20 protein-coding genes are annotated in these 21,829 nt (G+C 39.4%); 6 read left to right on the forward strand and 14 right to left on the reverse strand.

Features of this window, described 5'->3' with window-relative positions:
- The first annotated feature begins 309 nt into the window (after nt 1-309).
- The 3 genes from M2419_RS11990 to nudK all read left to right on the forward strand — a co-directional run bounded on the left by M2419_RS11990 (nt 310) and on the right by nudK (nt 3,234).
- Nucleotides 310-1,539: a hypothetical protein gene (locus M2419_RS11990; protein WP_259255165.1), complete on the forward strand. Its 1,230-nt coding sequence runs from the start codon at nt 310-312 to the stop codon at nt 1,537-1,539.
- A gap of 31 nt (nt 1,540-1,570) precedes the next feature.
- Nucleotides 1,571-2,410 (forward strand): AraC family transcriptional regulator, encoded by an 840-nt coding sequence (locus tag M2419_RS11995; protein ID WP_259255166.1) that lies wholly within the window; start codon nt 1,571-1,573, stop codon nt 2,408-2,410.
- A 242-nt stretch (nt 2,411-2,652) separates the two neighbouring features.
- Complete coding sequence (gene nudK, locus M2419_RS12000) at nt 2,653-3,234, forward strand: GDP-mannose pyrophosphatase NudK (protein WP_153848465.1); 582 nt, start codon at nt 2,653-2,655, stop codon at nt 3,232-3,234.
- A 23-nt stretch (nt 3,235-3,257) separates the two neighbouring features.
- Here nudK and M2419_RS12005 read toward each other — a convergent pair whose 3' ends face one another.
- The 7 genes from M2419_RS12005 to M2419_RS12035 form a co-directional block, all read right to left on the reverse strand.
- Nucleotides 3,258-3,686, reverse strand: coding sequence for a hypothetical protein (locus M2419_RS12005; RefSeq protein WP_153848464.1), 429 nt, complete (start codon nt 3,684-3,686; stop codon nt 3,258-3,260).
- Nucleotides 3,687-3,822: 136 nt separating this feature from the next.
- A complete protein-coding gene (locus M2419_RS12010) occupies nt 3,823-4,083 on the reverse strand; it encodes an Ada metal-binding domain-containing protein (protein WP_075991360.1) in 261 nt (86 codons plus the stop codon).
- A 10-nt stretch (nt 4,084-4,093) separates the two neighbouring features.
- The gene (locus tag M2419_RS12015) at nt 4,094-4,807 is read right to left on the reverse strand and encodes a 2OG-Fe(II) oxygenase (protein ID WP_259255167.1); all 714 of its coding nucleotides are present in this window, start codon (nt 4,805-4,807) and stop codon (nt 4,094-4,096) included.
- A gap of 113 nt (nt 4,808-4,920) precedes the next feature.
- Entirely contained in the window at nt 4,921-5,286 is a 366-nt protein-coding gene (locus M2419_RS12020) for a MarR family winged helix-turn-helix transcriptional regulator (protein WP_259255168.1), read from the reverse strand.
- A 112-nt stretch (nt 5,287-5,398) separates the two neighbouring features.
- Entirely contained in the window at nt 5,399-6,034 is a 636-nt protein-coding gene (locus tag M2419_RS12025; RefSeq protein ID WP_145327697.1) for a nitroreductase family protein, read from the reverse strand.
- 12 nt (nt 6,035-6,046) lie between these two features.
- Nucleotides 6,047-6,415: a DUF1304 domain-containing protein gene (locus M2419_RS12030; RefSeq protein ID WP_145327696.1), complete on the reverse strand. Its 369-nt coding sequence runs from the start codon at nt 6,413-6,415 to the stop codon at nt 6,047-6,049.
- A 3-nt stretch (nt 6,416-6,418) separates the two neighbouring features.
- Nucleotides 6,419-6,844, reverse strand: a complete 426-nt coding sequence (locus M2419_RS12035; RefSeq protein ID WP_259255169.1) for an organic hydroperoxide resistance protein — start codon at nt 6,842-6,844, stop codon at nt 6,419-6,421.
- Nucleotides 6,845-7,010: 166 nt separating this feature from the next.
- Here M2419_RS12035 and M2419_RS12040 point away from each other — a divergent pair, with 166 nt between their 5' ends.
- From M2419_RS12040 to M2419_RS12050, 3 genes are all read left to right on the forward strand, one after another.
- Complete coding sequence (locus tag M2419_RS12040; RefSeq protein ID WP_259255170.1) at nt 7,011-7,925, forward strand: AraC family transcriptional regulator; 915 nt, start codon at nt 7,011-7,013, stop codon at nt 7,923-7,925.
- A 93-nt stretch (nt 7,926-8,018) separates the two neighbouring features.
- Complete coding sequence (locus tag M2419_RS12045) at nt 8,019-8,780, forward strand: SDR family NAD(P)-dependent oxidoreductase (RefSeq protein ID WP_259255171.1); 762 nt, start codon at nt 8,019-8,021, stop codon at nt 8,778-8,780.
- 192 nt (nt 8,781-8,972) lie between these two features.
- On the forward strand, nt 8,973-9,710 hold the full coding sequence (locus tag M2419_RS12050; RefSeq protein ID WP_259255172.1) for a metallophosphoesterase: 738 nt from the start codon (nt 8,973-8,975) through the stop codon (nt 9,708-9,710).
- Nucleotides 9,711-9,849: 139 nt separating this feature from the next.
- Here the strand turns inward: M2419_RS12050 and M2419_RS12055 are convergent, their stop codons facing one another.
- The 7 genes from M2419_RS12055 to M2419_RS12085 all read right to left on the reverse strand — a co-directional run bounded on the left by M2419_RS12055 (nt 9,850) and on the right by M2419_RS12085 (nt 21,826).
- Nucleotides 9,850-12,006 carry an IPT/TIG domain-containing protein gene (locus M2419_RS12055; RefSeq protein WP_259255173.1) on the reverse strand — a complete coding sequence of 719 codons (2,157 nt, stop codon included), beginning with the start codon at nt 12,004-12,006 and terminating at the stop codon, nt 9,850-9,852.
- A 61-nt stretch (nt 12,007-12,067) separates the two neighbouring features.
- A complete protein-coding gene (locus M2419_RS12060; protein WP_153848628.1) occupies nt 12,068-15,319 on the reverse strand; it encodes a carboxypeptidase regulatory-like domain-containing protein in 3,252 nt (1,083 codons plus the stop codon).
- Between the two features lie 100 nt (nt 15,320-15,419).
- Nucleotides 15,420-16,418: a fasciclin domain-containing protein gene (locus M2419_RS12065; protein ID WP_153848627.1), complete on the reverse strand. Its 999-nt coding sequence runs from the start codon at nt 16,416-16,418 to the stop codon at nt 15,420-15,422.
- A gap of 3 nt (nt 16,419-16,421) precedes the next feature.
- Nucleotides 16,422-17,765, reverse strand: a complete 1,344-nt coding sequence (locus M2419_RS12070) for a fasciclin domain-containing protein (protein ID WP_153848626.1) — start codon at nt 17,763-17,765, stop codon at nt 16,422-16,424.
- Nucleotides 17,755-18,876, reverse strand: coding sequence for a fasciclin domain-containing protein (locus M2419_RS12075; RefSeq protein WP_182329903.1), 1,122 nt, complete (start codon nt 18,874-18,876; stop codon nt 17,755-17,757). Before M2419_RS12075 ends, M2419_RS12070 begins: the two co-directional genes overlap by 11 nt.
- Before the next feature lie 11 nt (nt 18,877-18,887).
- The gene (locus M2419_RS12080) at nt 18,888-20,093 is read right to left on the reverse strand and encodes a hypothetical protein (protein ID WP_159729788.1); all 1,206 of its coding nucleotides are present in this window, start codon (nt 20,091-20,093) and stop codon (nt 18,888-18,890) included.
- Nucleotides 20,093-21,826, reverse strand: a complete 1,734-nt coding sequence (locus M2419_RS12085) for a DUF4397 domain-containing protein (RefSeq protein ID WP_259255174.1) — start codon at nt 21,824-21,826, stop codon at nt 20,093-20,095. The genes M2419_RS12080 and M2419_RS12085 overlap by 1 nt, the downstream gene beginning before the upstream one ends.
- Nucleotides 21,827-21,829 lie beyond the last annotated feature (3 nt).

The raw sequence follows: 21,829 nt of genomic DNA on the forward strand, positions 1-21,829 counted from the left end.
AATAACTTGCGCTACGCAACCGTTCTTTCGTACTGAAAACGATTGGCTGTTAAAGTCAATGAAATTACACGTTCAAATCTTTCCCAACTGATGGATTAAACAAGGGGTACAAGGACGGATTCCACATCATAAATACAAGTCAAAAAGACATTTATAAATCAGAAAACCAAATATTTACGACATATAAAATATTTTTTAAAATCGATTTTGAGAAATAAAAAAAATAGATCATTTTTGCTATCATTTAGCTAAGATTAACAGGGAAAGTAAGACCGTAAGGTACTATCATTTATTTTTTATTGATTCTATATGTCATTTAAGAGAATTGCCTATTTCTTTTTGGGATTTTTGTTATTTATTGGTTGTAAAAGAGATATTCATCCAGGAATTGTACCACCTGATCCCGAAGTCATTGAAAAAGATAAATTACCCATTCCTACAGGTTTCACAAGTGATCTAGGTTCAATAAAAATTAATACAATTGCCAATGCAAACCAACCCGGCGAAGAATTCCCAGGCTGGATACGCGATATCTCTGGCAATAGTGCGAGTTATTGCCACCCAGATGTTGAATATTTCCCTGCCGGTTTCAAAGGATACAAATATTGGATGGTATTTACGCCATATTTTGGCATAATCGGGTCAGACCGTACCGCCTCACTCTATGAAAATCCGACTGTGGTAGTTTCTAATGATGGAAAAGAATGGATTACTCCGGCAGGATTAATAAATCCTATTCAACGACGTCCGGCACTAGAAGATTCTTTCATCCAAAAGGACGGCAGCCCTAATCAAGGTTATTGGTCCGATGTAGACTGGAATTTCAACGGTGAGGAATTCGAACTATATTATAGAGGTTGCTTTTTCTCAAGCAAAATTTTAAAAAAATGGGGCGCCAAAAGCGCAAACAACAATAAAAAATTAAATGAAGAAGCTGAACGTGTTATTGTAAGACAAACATCAAAAAATGGGATTGACTGGACACCGCTGGAACTCGTGTATAATAGTAATGAACCTACATCTTTCCAAGATAACCATATCCTTTCACCAACATTTGTGAGAAATTCGAAAAACCTAACGACGAGTTACGAAGTGGATTTCATGCCAAGCTACAAAGCACCAATTATGACCAATATCCTATCGCGTATTTCTACAAATGGCTTAGATTTCACCGCTTATCGCGACAGTAAGAAAGTTGAATTTATGAATAAACCTTGGCTAGAATTCAGCAAGGGATATTCGACTTGGCATCTGCAAGGCTCCTATATTGATGGATACTATTTTCTATGTCTGGCAATTGGAAATGTAGATCGATTTACCTCAGATATGAATTATCTAGCCTATTCAAAGGATGGTCTACACTTTCGCGTCTTCGAAAAACCTTTAGCTGCGGCCAATGTATACCGCTCTTCTGTATTCCCAAAGACCTCTTCCTCAAAAAGCATTGAATTTGGTGCTGTAATTGGTTATAAGTCTGGAGCCTTTGGCTATCGTGAATTCACCATCAACAAACAGGTACTGGAAGATGGTTTAAAATAAAACACCTATATTTAGGTTCAAAATCATTTCGATGGAGTTATTTCCGACAATAGATATTCAAGAATTTAGAAAAGACCAGCTTGCAGGTAATCAAGGATATTTATACTCGGAATTACGTGGTGAACATCATATAGCGCGTCCACATCAACATCACTTTTTTTTATTGGTACTTTTTGACCAAGCAGAAGGTGTTCATACAATTGATTTTAAAGATTATCACATTGATCGTCATCAAATCCATATCCTGTTTCCAAAGCAGGTTCATAGCTGGAAATTAGGGGCCAATACAACTGGTTTCCAATTGATGGTTGATAGAGAATACTTCGAGAAATTTTCACCCAATTTCCGTTTTTCATTCGCTTACTATCAACGTAATCCTGTTATCTCACTCTCCAACGAAACATTTGCTCTACTTTATTATGAATTTAATGCGATAAGAAAAGAACTTGAGGACCACAATTGCGTTCCTGCTATTATCTATTCTCGCACAGCTGTGATCGCATCGATACTAAGAAAAGAGGTACAAAAGGTAGTCCAAAATGAACAAAATAATGAATCCAATCCACGTCTCTTAAAGTTACAGGAGTTAATTGATATCCATTTTCGGCATGAGAAGTCGGTATCTTTCTATGCGAAAGAACTTAATATATCCACCCCGCACCTTACTAAAATCTGCCGTCAAAAGCTCGAAGTATCTCCAAGCCAGCTCATTCAGCAACGAACTATCTTGGAGGCAAAACGATTGTTAAAAGCAACCGATCTATCTATCAAAGAAATTTCGTTCAAACTTGGTTTCGTCGACTCTCCTTACTTCTCCAATTTCTTCAAACAACATACAGGTCTGAATCCAAAGCAATTTAGAACGGACTGAGGTTCGCCAATACCTAGCATAAATTAAATTTTGTACCAACACATCTTTGTTTAAAATAACTAATTTCTTTTCTATTATACCTGTTAGTTTAATAACGGGTTTCATCCTACTTTTTATCCCGCTTCGACTACGCTGGATAGCACCATGGAGAATCGCGACATACATCAAAGCTTCTCTTAGTTTTTCCTGCTTAGTTTGGATTGCAATTCTTATTTTTATCTTTTGACTTTAACGCGCTAAAAATGGCAATAAAAGATATTAGAATTGTAAAAACTGAAATTCTATCAGACAACTGGTACACTTTAAAAAAAGTGACTTATCAATACAGCAAACCCGATGGCACGGTACAGCAACAAAGCAGAGAAGCTTATGATCGTGGTAATGGAGCTGTCATTTTACTCTATAATACCAGTACTCAAACAGTCATATTAACAAGACAATTTCGAATACCCACCTACATCAACGGGAATGAGTCAGGCATGCTTATCGAAGCTTGTGCAGGTCTTCTTGATCAAGATTCTCCCCACGACTGTATACGCAGGGAAACAGAAGAAGAAACAGGCTATCAGATCAAGGAAGCAAAAAAGATATTTGAAGCTTATATGTCTCCAGGTTCTGTAACTGAAATTCTACATTTTTTTATAGCAGAATACACCAATAACATGAAAGTTGGCGATGGCGGTGGTTTAGAAGAAGAGGAAGAGCATATTGAAATTTTAGAAATCAATATCGAAGAAGCACTACATATGATTGATACAGGTGAAATCAAAGATGGAAAAACCATTATGCTACTACAATATATTCGTTTAAAAAATATACTGTAGACGCCTATTTTAGATGATTAGGGCTACTGATTAACTTTCTCAAAGATAAACTTTGGGTCTTGGAAATTGACGGTTGAAGGTATATAATGTGGAATTCCCATATACACTTGCTCCGTTCCTGAACCTAAAATATACAGAGACCCTTTTTTTAATAAAACAAAGGGTCTTCTTTTTTTCTGTCCCCAGCCAAATGGCGTATAATAATAGTCCCCAAGCAATGTGTCCTTTTGGATATTCCCGCGAATATCTCCCGAATCAACCTCACCTCCAGGTCTATAAAAGAACAATTTGCCATGAAAACGGCTCTCAAAAAGATTAAGATCCAAACGGGCACTATCCCGTTCATTATGCGCCATATAATTCAATACTTTCGTATCTCGCCTCCGCTCTTCACAGCTTATCAACAGCAGAGCCGAAAAAATAAAATAAACAGCAATCGAAAATAAACGCATTTTTCTTTTGATCTACGATAATTAACCCTGCCTCAAGATAAACACAAAATTCAACAATACACAAGGAAATTGACATAAGATGCTTTTTCCAAACTCGATTTACTTAGATTCTCTATATAAGAGAACTCAATGCGACCTACACTTCACCAAATCTCCTATTTTTTTCCTTCCATTCAACATAGTTCGCTTTTAAGCAGTGCCCACAAGGACGATATTGATGCTGTAGCGCTTCTTGCTCAGTGGCAAAAAAGACCCTGTTCTCCCGCTTCATCCTTTTTCCCGAAATACAACAAAGCAATCCATAAATTTTTAGTTTTTCATTGCCTCCTAAGCGAATTTCTCCCGTTCGAATCTTGGCGTGCAATGAAGCATCTGATATATTTTTATGCCATTCCATTGTGCGGGTTTTATCTCTCGGCGTCGTGAAAAATAATACCCAACGCATGGCGTTCACCTGCCGTGACTTCACTCACCCCGTGTTTCATATTAACCCTAAAATATCCGAGTCGTCCTTTCTCAGGCCTAAAATTTGTTGCAAATAGGACGAGATCTCCCTTTTGGGGTTTTAAAACGATAGCCTTTGACTGCGCTCTAGGTATTTGTTGCGTTAGGACAAATTCCCCCCCTGTAAAATCTATTTCTGGCTCGTTCAACATAAACACCGCTTGCATTGGAAAATAGATTTCTCCATATAAGTCCTGATGTAGGGTATTGAAACCTCCTTGACTATATTTCAAAATCAATACTGTTGCCTGTTCTTGTCCTTTCAAGCGGCAATCCGTCAAAAGGTCTTCATGTTTCATCGAAAACGACTTATCGACTTTCAGCGCGCGAAACCAAGCATTAGCAATGACGGCCAGATGGGGATAAAGTTGGGATCGAATCGTTTGAATCAACTCTGGTAGTGGGTAGTCAAAATATTTGTACTCTCCTATTCCGAATCGATATCTCTCCATAACGACAGTTTTACGGTAGAGCGTCGAATCGCTATACCCTTTTTTTAATAGATCGCATTGTAAATCTGTCAATAGATTTGGAATGACCACATAACCATGTTTATGCATTTCTTCTGTAATCGCAGGCCAATCTAGATTTTCTATGTTTTGAATGACATTTTCCATACCACGAATCTCCACATTATAGTCCTGTCAAAAAATCCGAAATATGCTAAAAATGATGTATAATAAAAGGAACGTGAACATTTATAGCTCAAGACAATCCATATCAAAAAAAACTAGCCATTTCCAACATTATTCACGATTTTTTCTGCCAAGGCTTTAAGCTGAACCATATCAGCATACTCGAGCTTGAGGGCTTCAAAAATCTGCATGGGAACACAGCTCGCCTTTTCCTTTAATTGCAATCCTTGTGCGGTAAGCCGTACTTTCACCACGCGTTCATCTTCTTTGCTTCGTGTCCGGGTAAGCAATGCTTTCGTCTCCAAACGTTTCAACAGTGGCGTAAGCGTTCCATTATCTAGAAATAGCTTAGCCCCTAATTGATTTACTGTTTGCTCATCATTCTCCCATAAAGCCATCATGGTGATATACTGGGGATAGGTCAAGTCAATCTCTTCAAGGATAGTTCGATATTGCTGCATAATTTCTCTATGTAGCACATAGACTGAAAAGCAAAGCTGCTTATCTAATTTTAATAAATCATCCATCTTACAAAGATATTGAGTTTTTAAGGGATTGAAAAACAGTAATCAACTATTTGTACTCAACAACAAAATCTTCCTTGGGTATTCGAACCTTCTTCATTGTTGAGATCCAATCCCGGGAACTGTCTGCGACACCAACATACATTAACGAGACACTTTTTAATCCATGTTTTTCCAATTGCAATACCGTATCCACCACATGGTTATCGAAGCCTTCTGCAGGGGTAGAATCGACACGAAGTTCAGCTGCCTGAGCCAAAGCCAAACCTAAGGCTATATAAGTCTGTCTTGCCGTGTGCGCAAAATTTCTTTCTGCAGCTTCATTCAGATAAATTGACTTTAACTTCTCTGTATAGGAACCAAAACGCCCACGAGGTAGTTCTCGTTCATCCGTTGTAAAATCATAAACTTTATCAATACGTTCTTCCGTATAGCGATCCCATGCAGCGAAAACAAGCACATGTGAACATTCACGCATACAGTCTGGATTTAGTGCTCCTTTTGCCAATTCTTCTTTCAATGCCTGATTTTCAACAATCAATATCTTAAATGGCTGTAAGCCCGAGGAAGTAGGTGCAAAACGAGCAGCCTCCACGATTTTATCTACATTTTCCTGACTGACTTTTTTTGTCGGATCATATGCTTTCACAGCATGACGCCATTTTAAATCTTCTATTAGTGACATATAATTATTTAATTATTTTAAGAAAATCATGGATAATATTGCTAACAATGCAGGAACTCCTTGTACAAAAAATATCTTTTTGCTCGCTGTGATTCCGCCAAAAACCCCAGCCACGAGGACACAGCCTAAAAAGAACAGGCGTACATTTCCACTCCAGACCGGATCATTGATAAAAAAGGACCAAGCTAAACCCGCAACTAAAAAACCATTGTATAAGCCTTGATTTGCGGCAAGTCCTTTGGTCGGTTTGAAAAGCTCAGCAGGGAGAGCCTTGCCAAAACTACGTTTTCCTGCAGTTTCCCAAGCAAACATTTCCATCCATACAATGTATACATGTTCTAAAAGTACGAGCGCTGTCAGCACATTAGCCAAGTTATTCATCTATTATTCGTTAGTTGATACAGTCAATTTAACATCTATATTACCCCTTGTTGCATTTGAGTAGGGACAAACCTGATGTGCTTTTTCAATCAATTGCTGGGCGACTTCCAAACTCACTCCCGGAATATTGGCATGTAATTCTGCTGCAAGCCCAAAGCCTCCATTTTCCAATTGCCCTATACTCACACGAGCAGTGACAGAAGTTTCTCCTGTTTTTACCTTTTCTGATCTGATCACCAAATTCAAGGCACTATCAAAGCAGGCGGCATAACCGGCAGCGAAAAGCATCTCTGGGTTAGCATAATCGTCATTTGCTCCACCAAGACCTCTAGGCATGCGAACAGCTAAATCCAGTACACCATTTTCACTTGTTACCTGACCGTTTCGTCCTCCTTTGGCTGTCGCGCCGATGTTATATAACGTTTTCATATCTTAATTTGTTTTGACTGCACAAATGTATAGCAAGAAATTATATTGTGCAAAATATAATATCGCAATTTACATTAAGATGAGAATAACGAAATCCAAAAATATCGCCGTAAGTATTGAATATAATATAAAACAATTACATTTGATTATTGCAAATAGATTTTAAATGAAAACGACTTCCATAGAACAGTTTTATCAGGAGATCAATGCCGGTATTCCAAAGGAAATAGCAAGAGAAATTGGTCATTTTAATGTATTCAGCTTTGAGGAGCTTGCAGCTAAATTAAAAGACAAACCGATCATGCCCTACAATAAGCGTACCTACTACAAAATAAGCTTAATCACAGGGAAAAACATAGCCGAATATGCCGATAAAGTAATCGAAATTGATGAATCCGCGCTTGTATTTGCCACACCGAAAGTTCCTTACCATTGGATACCAAAGGACGAAGATCAAAAAGGTTATTTTTGTGTTTTCACCGATGAATTTCTAGCAAGGAATAAAAGTGGTGTGATCATAGATGATCTGCCGATCTTTCAACCCGGAGGACTTCCTATTTTTCAAATATCACCTGAGCAACGAATTGAAGTAGAGGAAATTTTTCTAAAAATGAATAAAGAACTATCTTCAGATTACGTCTTTAAATATGATCTACTGCGAAATTATGTACTGGAAATTATCCACTATGGGCAAAAACTCCAGCCAAAGAGTATGACGAATCCAACGTCTAATGCCTCAAATAGAATCACATCTCTATTTATAGAATTACTAGAAAGGCAATTCCCCATTGAATCCCCAATGCAACGCCTACAACTACGAACAGCTAATGATTTTGCGGAACGGCTTGCCATACATGTCAACCACCTGAATAAAACCCTAAAAGAAAATACAGGTAAAACAACAAGCCATGTCATTGCCGCAAGGATCGTACAGGAAGCTAAAATATTGCTACGACAAACCGATTGGAACATTTCTGAAATCGCATTTTCACTTGGCTTTGAAGAGATAGCCCACTTTTCAAATTTTTTCAAAAAACAGACAGGTTTGGCACCAAACAATTTCCGCTCTCAAACGTTATAATTTGAATTTTACAAATATCCATTTGCTTATTGCAAAGGAGAATCCGTCTTTTTAAAGGACCTTTGTGTTGTTGAATCTTAAAACAAATCAAAAATGACTACAAATAAAATAGCTTTGGTAACAGGCGGAAGTCGTGGCTTAGGTAGAAACATGGCAATTAATCTTGCGAAAAAAGGAATCGATGTCATCTTAACCTATAACAGTAATCGAGAAGAAGCAGATCATGTGGTTTCACATATACAGTCTTTGGGACAAAAGGCTACCGCATTCCAATTAGACGCAGGTAATGTGCAGTCTTTTGATCTCTTCATCGAACGAGTTACACAGCATATAAAACAAGAAACAGGACAACCAAACTTCGATTTCCTAATCAATAATGCCGGAACAGCATTATACGCCCCTTTCATGGAAACTACGGAAGAGCAATTCGATATAGCTTATAATATCCATTATAAAGGGGTATTTTTTCTCACGCAGAAAGTTCTTCCCTATTTGAACGATGGTGGACGTATTATCAATATTTCTTCTGGTCTCGCACGTTTTGCATTTCCGGGATCATCTGCCTATGGCTCGATGAAAGGAGCAATCGAGGTATTGACGAGGTATCTTGCCAAAGAACTTGGTCCCCGTGGTATTGCAGCAAACGTTGTCGCTCCCGGTGCAATCGAGACAGACTTTGGCGGCGGGCATGTGCGGGATAACAAAGAAACAAATGCGCATATTGCAGCTGTTACAGCTTTAGGACGTGCTGGTGTACCTGAAGATATCGGCGGTGTGGTTGCCTTCCTTTGTACCGAAGACGCAAGATGGATCAACGGACAACGTATTGAGGTATCCGGTGGAATGAATCTTTAGTAACGTACCACCTAAATAAGCACATAGCTGAGGCTATTAGCTATGTGCTTATTTTAAAGTATTTCTTCACCAATTTCAACCAACTACTCCCCTTTTAGCCTAAAAATTATAATGCTATTATCATTTTCTTCCTTACCTCGTAAATTGTAGGTTGACTGATTACCCGAATGATTATGTTTGTAGCATAAGAATATGATACAACTTGCCATAATAAGTGACATTCATGCCAATTTAATTACATTGGATGCGGTATTAACGGATATCAAAAACAGAGGATTAACACAAATCTACTGCTTAGGTGATCTTGTTGATTTCGCTCCCTGGGGGAATGAAGTCATTGACAGAATACAAGAAAAAAACATTCCATGTCTACTAGGAAACCATGACCAGAGAATTGCTTTTGACGAAGCCATTATCCCTTTACCACACCATGATGTAATAGAGGCTTCAAATCGGGAAATCGCCATCAACATAAGCAAGAAGGAGATATCGGCCCCTCATAAAAAGTGGTTAGCAACATTACCCTACAACATTGAACTAACCTTCAAGCTTGGAACGAGTTTTAGGAAAATCCTTCTTGTCCATGCCAGTCTCCAAAGCAATGACGAATACATCCATGAATCAACTCCAAAGCATGCTCTATCGACCCTATTAAAGCAAAGAGCAATCGATATTCTGGTGATGGGACATACACACCATTCTTATATTCAACAGGATGGAGACGTCTTTTTTATCAATTGTGGTTCGGTGGGCCGAAGTAAGGAAAAAGACAGAAAAGCAACCTACGCAATAATAACCTTATCCGATAAAGAAATTAATGCCGAGATCATTAAAGTGGATTACCCAATAACAGCTGTCGCAAATGCAATTTACGACAGCAATATCCCCGATTTCTACGGAGACTTCTTACTTGCGAATAATACACTTTAATCATTGTCTATTTGCCACAATAGTTAAAAGTATCGTTTCATTTTTAACATAAAAATCCCCGACACATTCTCCGCATTATTTTCAAAGAAAGGATCTCCTAAAAAACAATACGATTGCATCGGGGATTTATGTACAATTGTTATTTCAGAAACAGTTTCCGAATAGCTTTATTACCAACATCCAGAAGATAGATATTACCATCTTTATCTACTACCACATCTTTTATCAGACCAAACCGTGCTGTCGATAAAGTACCATCCACATATCCATTCGTTCCCTTTATCAAAGTAGTCACTTCTCGTGTCGACATATTGACCTCCCGAATAGCATAATTGTAGTTATCGGCAACAATCAATCTGTTATTTAATCCTGCTGTGATACCGCCTATTCCGTTGAAATATGTGTTCGTTCCAATCCCATCTTGATAGCCCGCATCCGAACCTCCAACCCAACGTTCCCCACGTGCATCACCCGGTCTTACAATTTCGATCCCGTTATTGCTGCTCGTGTTCTGATCCGAATAATATAAAACTCCTTGACTATCCACAAAGGGCTTAGCCATTACCCAACTAGGTCCGGGTACCTTCGTATAACCTCCAGCCACGTTGACTTTGTTTATACCCTGCGCAAAACCAGCTACTGCGACATATAAATTCCCTGACAGATCTAAACACATTGAACCCGGAGAAAATCCTTTTGCATGTATAGTGCGTTTGCCCGCAGGTGTAATTTTAAAGATCTGATTTGTTCGCTGATCGCTGACATAAATATTGTTTTGTGGGTCAACAACTATTCCTGTAGGATAGTCGAATACAGCATTGGCACCATCTACCTGCAAAATAGATACACTTCCAGTCGGGGACACCTTTTTAACTTGTTTATTCTCTGGATCTGCGACATATAAATTTCCCTGCGCATCTATCGCCATTCCAGCTAGGTTGTTGCCGAATACCGTACTTCCTGGCCCCCCTACGAATGTCATTACACCTGCGCGACGGAACGGTTGCGGTGCTAAAGCATCCTGACCGCCAACGATTACCTTTACCTCGCCTGTTGCAACACCCTGTGGTGCCTCCATAACCAACTTATTCTCACTAGCACTGGTCACAGGGGTCAAAACACCATTAAAATAAACCCTATTTTCGACAGCATTTGTACTAAATCCAGTTCCCAATAAGGTTACACTTGTTCCCGCCAAACCATTGTCTGGACTTATAGAACGAATACCAAGCGTCTGATCCTTAAACTGTGGTCCTTCCACGGATTGATCGTTGACTACAACCCTTACCTTTCCTGATCCAGTTCCACCAGGGATGATCAACTTAAGCTGATTTTCACTACTTGAAGAAACAGCAACTTGCTTTCCATTTATAAAAACCTGATTTTCGTCAAGTTCTTTACTAAACAATAGCCCACTTATTGTCATTTCAGCCCCTTTTGGGCCACTCAAAGGAGAAACTGCGCCGATTTCAGGCTTGCCTACAACCGTAAATTTCGGACCTGAAATTTTCTGTTCATTGATATTCACGGATAGAAGTCCTGTACTGACGCCAGCTGGAGCCACTACGACAATTTTTTCAGGACTAGACTCCAATACGACCGCGATCTTTCCATTGAAATCAACGATATTCCCCGAACTGACTTTTTCGAAGCCTTCACCCGTTAGGGTAACTTTGGTTCCCGCCCCACCTGTTAATGGTTTAATACTGCGGACGACCTGATAAGTAAAATTCTGTCCTTGCGACTTTTTACCATCCACACGAACTTCTACAGCACCGTACCCCGCATCTTCGGGAATTTCTGCAACGATTATTTTATCTGTGACACTTACAACCAAAGCTTTTTTGCCATTAACATAGACTTCTGCAGGTTTATCTGTACTACCAAACCCCTCCCCATCAATCCGTAGCTGGGTGCCTCCTGTACCATTTGTCGGAAAAATTTTTGAGACTGAAAGATCTTGATAGGTATAAGTACCAACATCAAAACTATTACTTCCATACTTCAAGACAATTCCTCCACTTTTGTCACCTTTTGGCACACGTAAAACAAACGATGTTGGAGTAGCGCTAATCACTTCTGCCGAACTCCCTGCAACTGTTGCAGAAAATTCTGTAATTGCCCCGCTGAAGCCCTGTCCTTCAATCGTAACTAGTGTGCCAGCTTTACCAGAATTAGGGTAATAACTATCCACTTTAGCCGGAATTTTATCGACCAATTCTTCCTTTTTACTGCAACCGATCGTCGCAATAGCCATCCATATAGATATGATGACTAGATTAATTGTATTTTTCATTGGAATAAATTCTTGTAACTATATATCCGCTATCCTTTTAGGTTTTTCCCAAATGACCAAACTAGAATGTATATCGAACCCCACATTGTATTTGTGCTCTTGAGTTAAAATAATCGATGCTATAAGGCTGCCCAGGATCACTAAAGGTAAATACGGGCCAGCTATCAGCATTTTGCCTCGGCGGAAATAATGATGGGGTAAGGCCCACACTACTCGTCGAATTAAATGTATTGGGTGAAAAATATTGAATACCCCATTTCTTGGAGATTAGATTAGTCAAGTTCATAACATCCACCGAAAATGTTATAAATTGTTTCTTTGACTTCTGAAGAAAGAGATCATGTGCAATTCGAAGATCTGCCTGTACATTCCATGGTGTACGTCCCATATTACGCTCTGTAAAATCACCCCTACGAGAGCTCAGATAATCATTACCATCAATGAACCGATTAAAAGCATCTGCTTGCTGCTGAGCAGAAAGACCATTTGCAAGATCTTTAAAGTAATGAATTGCTTCCGTCGGTCTTGGAATATAAACCAAACTTACTTGCTGTGGCAAGCCTTGTATGCTGTTATTGACGATACCATAGGTAAATGGACTTCCAGATTGCGCACTGACATACAAGGTAAAATTCGTACGTCCTGCATTACGCCAAGTTTGTTCGTAATTTATACTCGAAACGATACGGTGACGGATATCGAAATTGCTGTAAGCTAACTTTGGATTATTAGGGACAAGTGACTGATTCAGTTGCCAGTTACTTTCCATAGAATTACGTACGCCATTACTTAAATCCTTTGATTCTCCATAGGTGTAGCTCAGTGTAGCATTCAATTTTTCTTTGATCGTTTTCCCAATGGTCCCTGTTATACTATAGCGGTACCCCTGATTGGTATTACTCAGAAGATATACATTCGAGAAACGATTATCCACAGTACCGCTATAAACAGGTTGTTGTTTATTGACGTCATACCCATACCATAATGGGTTATCCTTGTTGTTCAGCTGCTGAAATAGAACATCTTTAATATTCTTTGTATAAATGCCTTCAACCGTAAATTTCCAGCTTTCAACTTTGTAATCTATACCCAAGCTGGACCGCAGCACCTGCGGCAGCACAAAATTGTTATCGACCAGATCAACCTGTGTTTTTCCGGTGCTTGGATCATTAATGACAGCGCCATTCTGCGCTATAAACTCACCTATTCCATTCGGACTTGGCTTTATAGGATCAGACCCAGGTGCAAATGGTTTCTGATCTGCTTTTTGATCGAAAGCACCGTAACTGTTACCCGTATTATAGTATGCATAAGCCAACCAAGCAAACGGTATACGCCCTGTAAACAAACCGGCGCCCCCCCGGACAGTCAGTTGTTTATTGTCCATTGCCTCCCATCGAAAGCCAATTCTCGGAGACAACTGTATCCTATTTAGAAACTCATTTCTTAACCGATTCGGTGGTGTATAGGTGTAGGTTGTACCAAAAGTAGGGTCAGACCACATGTCATTGACTTTACCACTTCGTGTCGGCATTGTTGGCAAAGCTGCCAAATCCGCACGGAGCCCAGGTATGATTTGGAAACGATCATTTATACGGATTTCATCCTGAATGTAGAGACTATACATATCAACAGAGAAGTTAGCCGCGGGATGATCCAAAATGTAAGAACGTGAATTATCCTTATAGTTGTAACTTCCTCTTACACGATACGGAACATTCGCGACGAAATCTGCAATACTATTGTAATCAACCCGACCATTCCAACTATTAACAAACCCATACCGAATGCGATAAAGCTCATTATGTGTTCCAAATAACAATTTATGTCTACCTTTTGTCCAATTTAGATTGGCCGTAATCTCCCAGGTACCTTGTCGCATGTTAAATATACTAGCTTCACGATCAGTTCCAAGATAAATTGTTGTGCCCGGTGTACGTCCTTGTATCTGTACCTGAGGTAAGGAAGGATCACTTAAGGGGTCACGTCGATCATTTACCTGTGTATATCCCAACACAATATTGGAAGAAAGATTATTACTAAATCTACTTTTCAATTCTGCAACGGTACTTGTTTGGTTGTTCTCTTGTTCAAAGGCCATACTACTGAACCGAAAATCCTGTTGATCCCGATCCATATGAGTTGCCTTACTAAAGATTGTATTGTTACGGATTGCCAACTGATGTTTGGCATTTATATTCCAGTCTAAACGATTGAAAAACTTGGTTGACCGGGACCAATTTGTATAATTACCTGCGGTTCCAATATTAAAAATATCACCATAACGAGAACGAGCAGCTTCGGCTATTGCTTCTACATCACGCTGTTCTAGGATATGAGCTGTTTCGATAGTTCCAACACGCAACTGCGTAGGATCTTGACGCCTGGTAAACTCTTCATTACTGAAAAAGAATAATTTATCTTTTATTAAAGGAAATCCTATTCGGAAACCTGTTTGATAATCATAAAAATCTTTATTCATTTTCCCCAAAGTTCCCACACGGTCCTTACCCGTTAATGCGGCATTCCGTCCATAGGCGTAAACCGAACCTTCAACTTGGTTTGTACCACTTCGAGTGACAGCATTGACCGAACCACCTGTAAAATTTCCAATCTTGACATCGTAGGGAGCCAAATATACTTGCATATCCTGGATGGCATCTATTGATATGGGGTTTGTTCTTGTACTGCTCCCCGCCATTCCTGAGGTCCCCGTTTGTCCGCCAAGAGAGGGGCTAAAACCTATTGCATCATTATTGATGGCACCGTCTATCGTGACATTATTATACCTAAAGTTTGTACCACCGAAACTATTATCGCGACTTCCTTGAGGGGTAAGCCGAGTTACATCCGTAATCGAACGGTTGACTGTAGGCATATTCCTGACTTGCTCGCCACTGAAATGATTTCCGGTCCCTACTGTCCCTGCCCTTGTATCAGCTTTCCGGCCAGTCACAACTACCTCACTAAGTGTTTCATTACGCTGTTGCATAATAAAATCAGCTTGCAAGGATTCTCCCAAACGCACAAATATATTTTCTTTACGCTCTGTTTGTAATCCAATGCTGCTTACATCAACTGTATATGGACCTCCAATACGAATATTATTTAAAGTAAAACGTCCATCTTTATCGGTCGATTGCACATAACGGGTCCCCGTTGGTGTGTGTATCACAGTAACGGTCGCCTTCTCCACAAGAATTCCACTGCTACTTTGCACCTTTCCGTTAATTGTACCCGAAGTTTCCTGCGCAAAAGAATTGAGCGCTTGCAAAAGAAACAAAAAGAGTAAAATTAGCTTTAGTATTGACATTATAGGATAGAAAGTCATGGTTGATCTTCCTATGCATATACTGTCATATTGATATCTATTCATTGCTATGTTTCATTAATTCGTTAGATAAATCTTCTTATTACTGTGTTAGCCGTAGACCCTGATCAACAATATGTAGTACCCCATCTCCGGTAAGGATATCCTGTTTCTGTAATAAGACATCATTTGTATTTCCCAAACCCCGAAGTGTTATACCGCTAAAAGAGCCCGGAGAACTGGTATTTGAAACCAACTTAATGTCTACACTGTTACCATCTAGCATGGTTTGCTTAGACATATTTGTATTACCCGTACTCAAGATATAGTCGTACACAAAACGACGGTCATGGAGAATATGATAGCGGACTAATTTTTTCAGATCATCTAAATTGGCCAGCTCCACATCCTGCACGGATTGAAATCCCAGCAGAGTCATTGCAGCATTATTTGGTGCAAAAACTGTATAGGCTCCCTGATTTGTTTTTTCGGATAAAATGCCGGTCCTTTTTATCGCACGAGCAAATATGCTGATACTCGCATCTGCGTTGATAGCATCCACAATCTTGTCATGTACATAAGGAGTCATAACGCGGTCGAGCACTTGAATCAGTCCATTAGATGCAGGCAAATTTTGTGTCAATACACGTGCTCCATTCAGTGTCAGTACTGTATCAGCTCCTTTTACCCAATGTGTGGCATAGACCTTACCTCGACGTGTTTTCAATTCTTGATTGAACAGAAAAGGAAGCTTATTGAGCTCATATTTTCCATCCAGTATGTGATAATTAGCGATATTAGAAACTATCGCTGCGCGTTCAGACAACATGCTCACGACAGTTGGATAACCCGCCTTTCCAAAGGCATTGTCGGATGGAGCCAGCAAAGTATAGGGACCTTCGCCCTTTTGCAACTCCTTATCAATATTACTGACACGCAATGCAGCATTAAATACCGATAAATTAAAATTATCAGCAACAACTAAATTGACCTTATTATTATCAAAACTCGTCGCGTTTTCTTCCTTTTTACAAGCAAATAATAGATTAATCGCCAGCAAAAATAGGCTACACTTACTATAACTAAAATTATGTCGTCTCATCTTTTATTTAAGTTTAAATCCTTTTGGAAGCAGTAGGTTATCAACAACATGGATAGGTCCATTGACCGTATTGATATCTGTATCAATAATATTGATCGGTGCTTGCTCGGCTTCTTTGACCTTCATTTGGATCTGGTTCGCATTTTTGGAAAAGGAAAGCGGCATTTTATAGGCATATTGAACTTGTCCTGACCCTCCCACATTCACATAGTAATCATTTAACAATACAGGATCCAGGTCATTACTGTAAAAGACGGTATTATTAGATAGCGCAATGCCATATGCAGGGTCTTTAGTTGCAAACACTCTACCCCAATTGCGATGAAAACTGAATAAAGTATCTGTCGGATATGCTCCACGTGGTTCAAAATAAATGTCGTCGTATCTTACATCTCCTCGTTTAGCATTAAAAGCCAAAATATCGGCCACGCTATTAAACCCTGCTTTTCGAAAGGCATCATCTGTTGGTGCAAAGGTGGCTGTCAGGGTAAGATTAGGTGACTCATTGTAAGATGGCCCACTATCTACATCCCAGCCTCGTTGAAAGGGAGCTCTGGCCTCTGGATAATAGCTCAAAAACTCCTCTTTACTCATACGATATCCCCATAGAGGTTCAATATCATCCAACATTTTTTCATAAAACATTTCCTCGGACAAACGTTGGGATTCCACAAAAAAAGTAAACCTTCCATCGGCTATTAGCGCCTCCAATATGGTCATAGTCGGTTTTTCGATCACTTTTTCCAACATATAAACACCGCCATTTGTCGCAGGCTCATAGGCTAATTTCCCTTTCGACTTACCATTGACTAGCAAATCGCCATCTTTCACAGCGAGATAATGACGATAAGCATAGATATCGTAACGTCTTCCTACAGGCTCGGTATTATCATAAAAAGGTACGCGGTAATTTTGATTTTTTAACATCGAGCGAACCATGAGACTATATTTACCAAGTTTAATTTGATTAAGATCTCCTAAAAAACTGTAAAATTGAATGAAATCGGCAGCTTCCTCAGTAGTCATTTTTTGAATAGTCTCTAATGTTATTCCTGCTTGCTTCAACGCATTATCGGTTGGGACCAATACGGTCACTTTTGTATTGACTCCCGCAGCCTTGATCAGTGCTACAATGTTACTTTTCTGCCAAGCCGCTAAAAACACTTTTGCTTCATTATGCTTTGTCAATAGTTGCGTAACATCTTGTGAAGCTTCATTTTTATAAGGGACTTCCTCACCCACAAGCTCCGGCATGAACTCAGTTTTTTGGCAAGATAGCAGTACAAACACAGCAGTAGTACATAACAACAGTATATGCCAAACGGCATTTATTGATTTATTTTTCATCTTTTCCTTTTTTTATCGCTTGATCTGGGCTTACTAATCCTTGATCTAAATCATGAACCAAACCATTACTACACAAATAGTCCATTTTAGCGCCGACAGCATACGTTACATCAGCGAGTATAATCGAATAGAAAGTATCATTGTCCCTGAGCCTCATATTATAACTTAGTTTCCAGGTCGGATAGGCTTCATTGGCAAAATATTCCATATAATGTATTTTGTCTTTCAAGTGGTATTTGTAATTACCATTCGAATTAATGACATTAAAAACTTGCGAATCCGATATAAAAAAATGTTTATCGTACATGATGTAAGCACCAAATAATACCTCAGCGATATAATTTTGAGGAACGGCACTATTCAAAAATTCCATCGTAATCCCTCTCTTTTCTAGGGCCTCATTTGTTGGTGCAAATACCGTAAAAGGTCCTTTTTCAGCTAACTGATCCCATAGCCCAAATTTCTTCAGTCCAGCTACAAAAACAGTATAGTCTTTCTTGTCACTGAGCCAATCCTGAATATTTTTCTCAAATTGTGGTTTCATTACCTTATCCAGCACATGCAACACCCCGTTGGATAAAACCACGTCTTTGCGGACCGCTTTCGCTCCGCTAAAAAACAGCATATTTGTTGGAGTAATAGCCCCAGGTGAGATAGAACCGATTGAGGCGTACAATTCGGAACCTTCCAGTGTTGCATACCTAAAATCCACCGAATTGCTCGGAATATCGCTCACATAAAGACGCCTTGTGAGAATATGATAAGAAATCAGTCGCCGCAAGCTATCCTTATTCATTCGATCAAGGTCAGCTGGACGAAACACACCGATCTCATTAAAGGCGAGATCGTTTGGCACAAGAACTGTAAATGGCCCATTACCATTTAGTTCGACATTCAGACCTGTTTTCTCCAGCGCCGCATCAAAGAGGCGCATTTCGTAATTGTTGTGAATAAAGTCGGCGGCCGGTCGTATATTTTCATTAGGTTGGGGCACCGTGAGATTATCATGTTTGCAGCCTTGTAGCAACAAAATAAATAAGCACGCAGAAAACCAGCCCATAGCATGAAGCAGTGAAACCTTCTGTTCTATTTTGCTATTATATTGAATCATTTCTGCTAATTTTAGTAAATAGGTGGAGCATATTTTCGTTGTATGGTAGTTAGGTAGACGCGACCATTGACAATTTCGATCGTATTGACCGTTGCGAAAGTGCGTGGATTATCCTTTCCCGAATGTACATTGACCAACAAATTTGGAAGCAGTGTTCCGTTTTCATTACTGGTCAATCCTACTTTTCCGTTCAGGAGACAATTAAGTACAGCCCAGTTGCTACCTGTATTTGTATCACTATCATAAAATGGATTCGTGACGGGATCCATTCCAAGTGTAAAAAAGTCAAATCGTTGCCAAATAGCTGTGCGGATACCGTTGGATTTACTACTCGCCCATAACGGAAAACTTGCATATGCATTCACTTCATTTGAACTTGTATTACGTTTAACGGTTGTCAAAAAACGCCCTTGGTAACCATTTACTTTCGCAGCATAATGGCTGAGCTCTTCCTGACTTTCATAAAGTGACAAAAACACATTCATTTCATCTTTGACGCCATTTTTGAAGCTTTTCAACCTATAATCATCATCTTTTAAGCTTGCATCAGCTTCCCAGAACCCTTTTGCACTCATATTGTAAAAGTTTACGTACACCAATGAATCTGATAAAGGGAGTTTATAGAAATTTTCATGTCTCAATAAGATTCCATGATCCTTCTTGATAAAATCCGTTTGCAAAAGATGGAGTGTATAAACTTCTTTGCTTTGAAGATTGATAACCGTGTCAATCAGAATGTCATTTTTCAAACGATCTTCCAATTCAAAGAAGGGTACCGTATTTTTTGGACGATACGCAAATACGACTCTTACCTCGCCTGAGGGTACCTGAGCCCAGCTACTTAAGTCAAATCCGTTTAAAATAGGGCCGACTAGGACATTTTCCTTTCCTGGATATTCGGGATTGCTTGGGTCTGTACTATTCCCGATGTGAGAAGGATATGGGGGAGCATAAGGATCTCTTTTATCCAAGAAATCACCTATAATTTCCGCTCCTGTAAATTTTCCATCAGATCCTATTTTCGGATTGATAAGCATGCAGAAATAGGGTACTTTATCATCCTTGCTACCCATAGTCTGTACGTAATTGACATTATTAAAAACACGTAGGTAAGCCGGCTCTGCGATCTGTGTATATTCAATCTTCGTACAGGATGCAAACAATAATATAAAAATGGCCAATAGCCAAATACGATTTGATATGTTTTGCTTTTTCATTATTTATTATGTTTGATAATGATCATTCGCGCTTTCTCTTTATCGGACAGCCCCGTTCCACTTTTTCCAATCAACGCCACAGTATAAATTCCTGGCTCAAATGCTGGTAGAGACCTTCCAATGTTTGTGTATAGTGATTTATTTGCTATAAACTCCGTCGATTTCAATACGTCAATATCATCAGCCCAGATACCTGGTATTACATCTGGTTTAGAACGATAAGCCATTATAGCGTAGGGATCCGTCATAACATTTACATTGGTATAAGGCATATTAATCGAAGGAATCCCAGGTTGCAGATTTACATTGCCATTGTTCCCGAAAGGCTGTCCGTTGGGCAGTGTAAAGGTGATATAAGGATTGCTTGTCGATAGATTTAAAAAGCGATTAAAGAAGAAGAATTTAAAAGCTAGCCGACTGTATGTCCCATCGTCTTCAGCCGGTAAAGGGAGTGTACCACTCAGATCATTGGAAATGAGAAGCAACTGAGCTTTTCCATTTAGGTCAGGATAGAGCCATAACGTATAATTTTGATTGCTCCGCAATTCCTGTTTTATTGTCGCCAGTACGTTTCCAGTTGCATCTATAGCCTCTATATCATATTGCTTCTGGGTAAACACACTATAATTGCTTCCTTTTCCAAATCCGATACCGCTGGCAATAACCTTTCCATCGACCCGAAATCCTATCGATTGATCCTTATATGCATTTACACCTTGTATCCTCAAATAACTTTGATTAACCTGTCCTGAAATATCTGTGATAATCTGAAACGAATTTTGATAGGCCTCAGCTGTTTCGTTCATCTCATTTGAGAAATAACTAAATCGCTGCGGGGTGACTACGATCGTATAAACACCACCAGGTTGGAAATCCTGAATCGGAGCATAAGCAAAATTAGTGGACTTCGCATAATCTTTTGGAATGGTGGAAGTCGGTAGATCAATAAGCCCATACTCAAACCGCCCCGAGCCCAAAGAAGGAAGGGGTCTGCCATCTGCTAGCAATATTTTAAACTGATAGGTCCCATAGGGCAGTTCAATATAGTCTGAATTGCGACGTGCGACAGAAATATCATTCGTTTTTTGATCAACCAAAGTACCATCGGCATAAGCTAACGATATTGCACCAACGAGATTCTCCTGTGCACCGCCCATCCCATTGGAAGGGTTTTTGATCGCTCCAGCTAGGTTAACAATCCGAATCTTAAAATGGTCTGGCTTACTGGGACTGGTAATAGTCCGCGTTAATGCAACAACTTCAGGTTGACCATTCATAATTAAGGAAGGAAGCAAAAAATAATCCTTGGGTTGCTCATAACTATTGTCAACCTTGACTTTAAAATCATGGTTCAAACCAAAACCCTGATAAAAGCGAGCTGCAAACGTAAGATCTGTCTCTTCTTTCTGATCAAAAAGATCTTGTGGAACTGTCCATGTCTTTCCCAAACGTCCGTCTGTTGGGAAATATGACGTTCCAGGATATTTATGATTCCCCGGATTTAACGGATGCAACACAACAAAACTTGTCAAGCTGTCGCCATTAGCAATAACCTGATTAAAGTCAGATAGATTAACAATTCTGGTATTCGAATTTGGTCGGTTTTCAGTTACAGGACGATTGTCATTAATCACATCCAGCTTTTCTTTTTTACAAGAAACAAAGGATAAAAAACATAAAGCTGCAACACCAAAAAACCGACAACTCACACGCTTAAACATACTGATTTTCATTAG

Origin of the sequence: Sphingobacterium sp. BIGb0116 (assembly GCF_024808035.1) — a bacterium.
Taxonomy (GTDB): domain Bacteria; phylum Bacteroidota; class Bacteroidia; order Sphingobacteriales; family Sphingobacteriaceae; genus Sphingobacterium; species Sphingobacterium paramultivorum.

Excerpts from the sequence above, each read along its gene's own strand:
- M2419_RS11990 (WP_259255165.1), top strand. The coding sequence starts at position 310 with ATGTCATTTAAGAGAATTGCCTATTTCTTTTTGGGATTTTTGTTATTT.
- M2419_RS11995 (WP_259255166.1), top strand. The coding sequence starts at position 1,571 with ATGGAGTTATTTCCGACAATAGATATTCAAGAATTTAGAAAAGACCAG.
- nudK (WP_153848465.1), top strand. The coding sequence starts at position 2,653 with ATGGCAATAAAAGATATTAGAATTGTAAAAACTGAAATTCTATCAGAC.
- M2419_RS12005 (WP_153848464.1), bottom strand. The coding sequence starts at position 3,686 with ATGCGTTTATTTTCGATTGCTGTTTATTTTATTTTTTCGGCTCTGCTG.
- M2419_RS12010 (WP_075991360.1), bottom strand. The coding sequence starts at position 4,083 with ATGGAATGGCATAAAAATATATCAGATGCTTCATTGCACGCCAAGATT.
- M2419_RS12015 (WP_259255167.1), bottom strand. The coding sequence starts at position 4,807 with ATGGAAAATGTCATTCAAAACATAGAAAATCTAGATTGGCCTGCGATT.
- M2419_RS12020 (WP_259255168.1), bottom strand. The coding sequence starts at position 5,286 with ATGCAGCAATATCGAACTATCCTTGAAGAGATTGACTTGACCTATCCC.
- M2419_RS12025 (WP_145327697.1), bottom strand. The coding sequence starts at position 6,034 with ATGTCACTAATAGAAGATTTAAAATGGCGTCATGCTGTGAAAGCATAT.
- M2419_RS12030 (WP_145327696.1), bottom strand. The coding sequence starts at position 6,415 with ATGAATAACTTGGCTAATGTGCTGACAGCGCTCGTACTTTTAGAACAT.
- M2419_RS12035 (WP_259255169.1), bottom strand. The coding sequence starts at position 6,844 with ATGAAAACGTTATATAACATCGGCGCGACAGCCAAAGGAGGACGAAAC.
- M2419_RS12040 (WP_259255170.1), top strand. The coding sequence starts at position 7,011 with ATGAAAACGACTTCCATAGAACAGTTTTATCAGGAGATCAATGCCGGT.
- M2419_RS12045 (WP_259255171.1), top strand. The coding sequence starts at position 8,019 with ATGACTACAAATAAAATAGCTTTGGTAACAGGCGGAAGTCGTGGCTTA.
- M2419_RS12050 (WP_259255172.1), top strand. The coding sequence starts at position 8,973 with ATGATACAACTTGCCATAATAAGTGACATTCATGCCAATTTAATTACA.
- M2419_RS12055 (WP_259255173.1), bottom strand. The coding sequence starts at position 12,006 with ATGAAAAATACAATTAATCTAGTCATCATATCTATATGGATGGCTATT.
- M2419_RS12060 (WP_153848628.1), bottom strand. The coding sequence starts at position 15,319 with ATGTCAATACTAAAGCTAATTTTACTCTTTTTGTTTCTTTTGCAAGCG.
- M2419_RS12065 (WP_153848627.1), bottom strand. The coding sequence starts at position 16,418 with ATGAGACGACATAATTTTAGTTATAGTAAGTGTAGCCTATTTTTGCTG.
- M2419_RS12070 (WP_153848626.1), bottom strand. The coding sequence starts at position 17,765 with ATGAAAAATAAATCAATAAATGCCGTTTGGCATATACTGTTGTTATGT.
- M2419_RS12075 (WP_182329903.1), bottom strand. The coding sequence starts at position 18,876 with ATGATTCAATATAATAGCAAAATAGAACAGAAGGTTTCACTGCTTCAT.
- M2419_RS12080 (WP_159729788.1), bottom strand. The coding sequence starts at position 20,093 with ATGAAAAAGCAAAACATATCAAATCGTATTTGGCTATTGGCCATTTTT.
- M2419_RS12085 (WP_259255174.1), bottom strand. The coding sequence starts at position 21,826 with ATGAAAATCAGTATGTTTAAGCGTGTGAGTTGTCGGTTTTTTGGTGTT.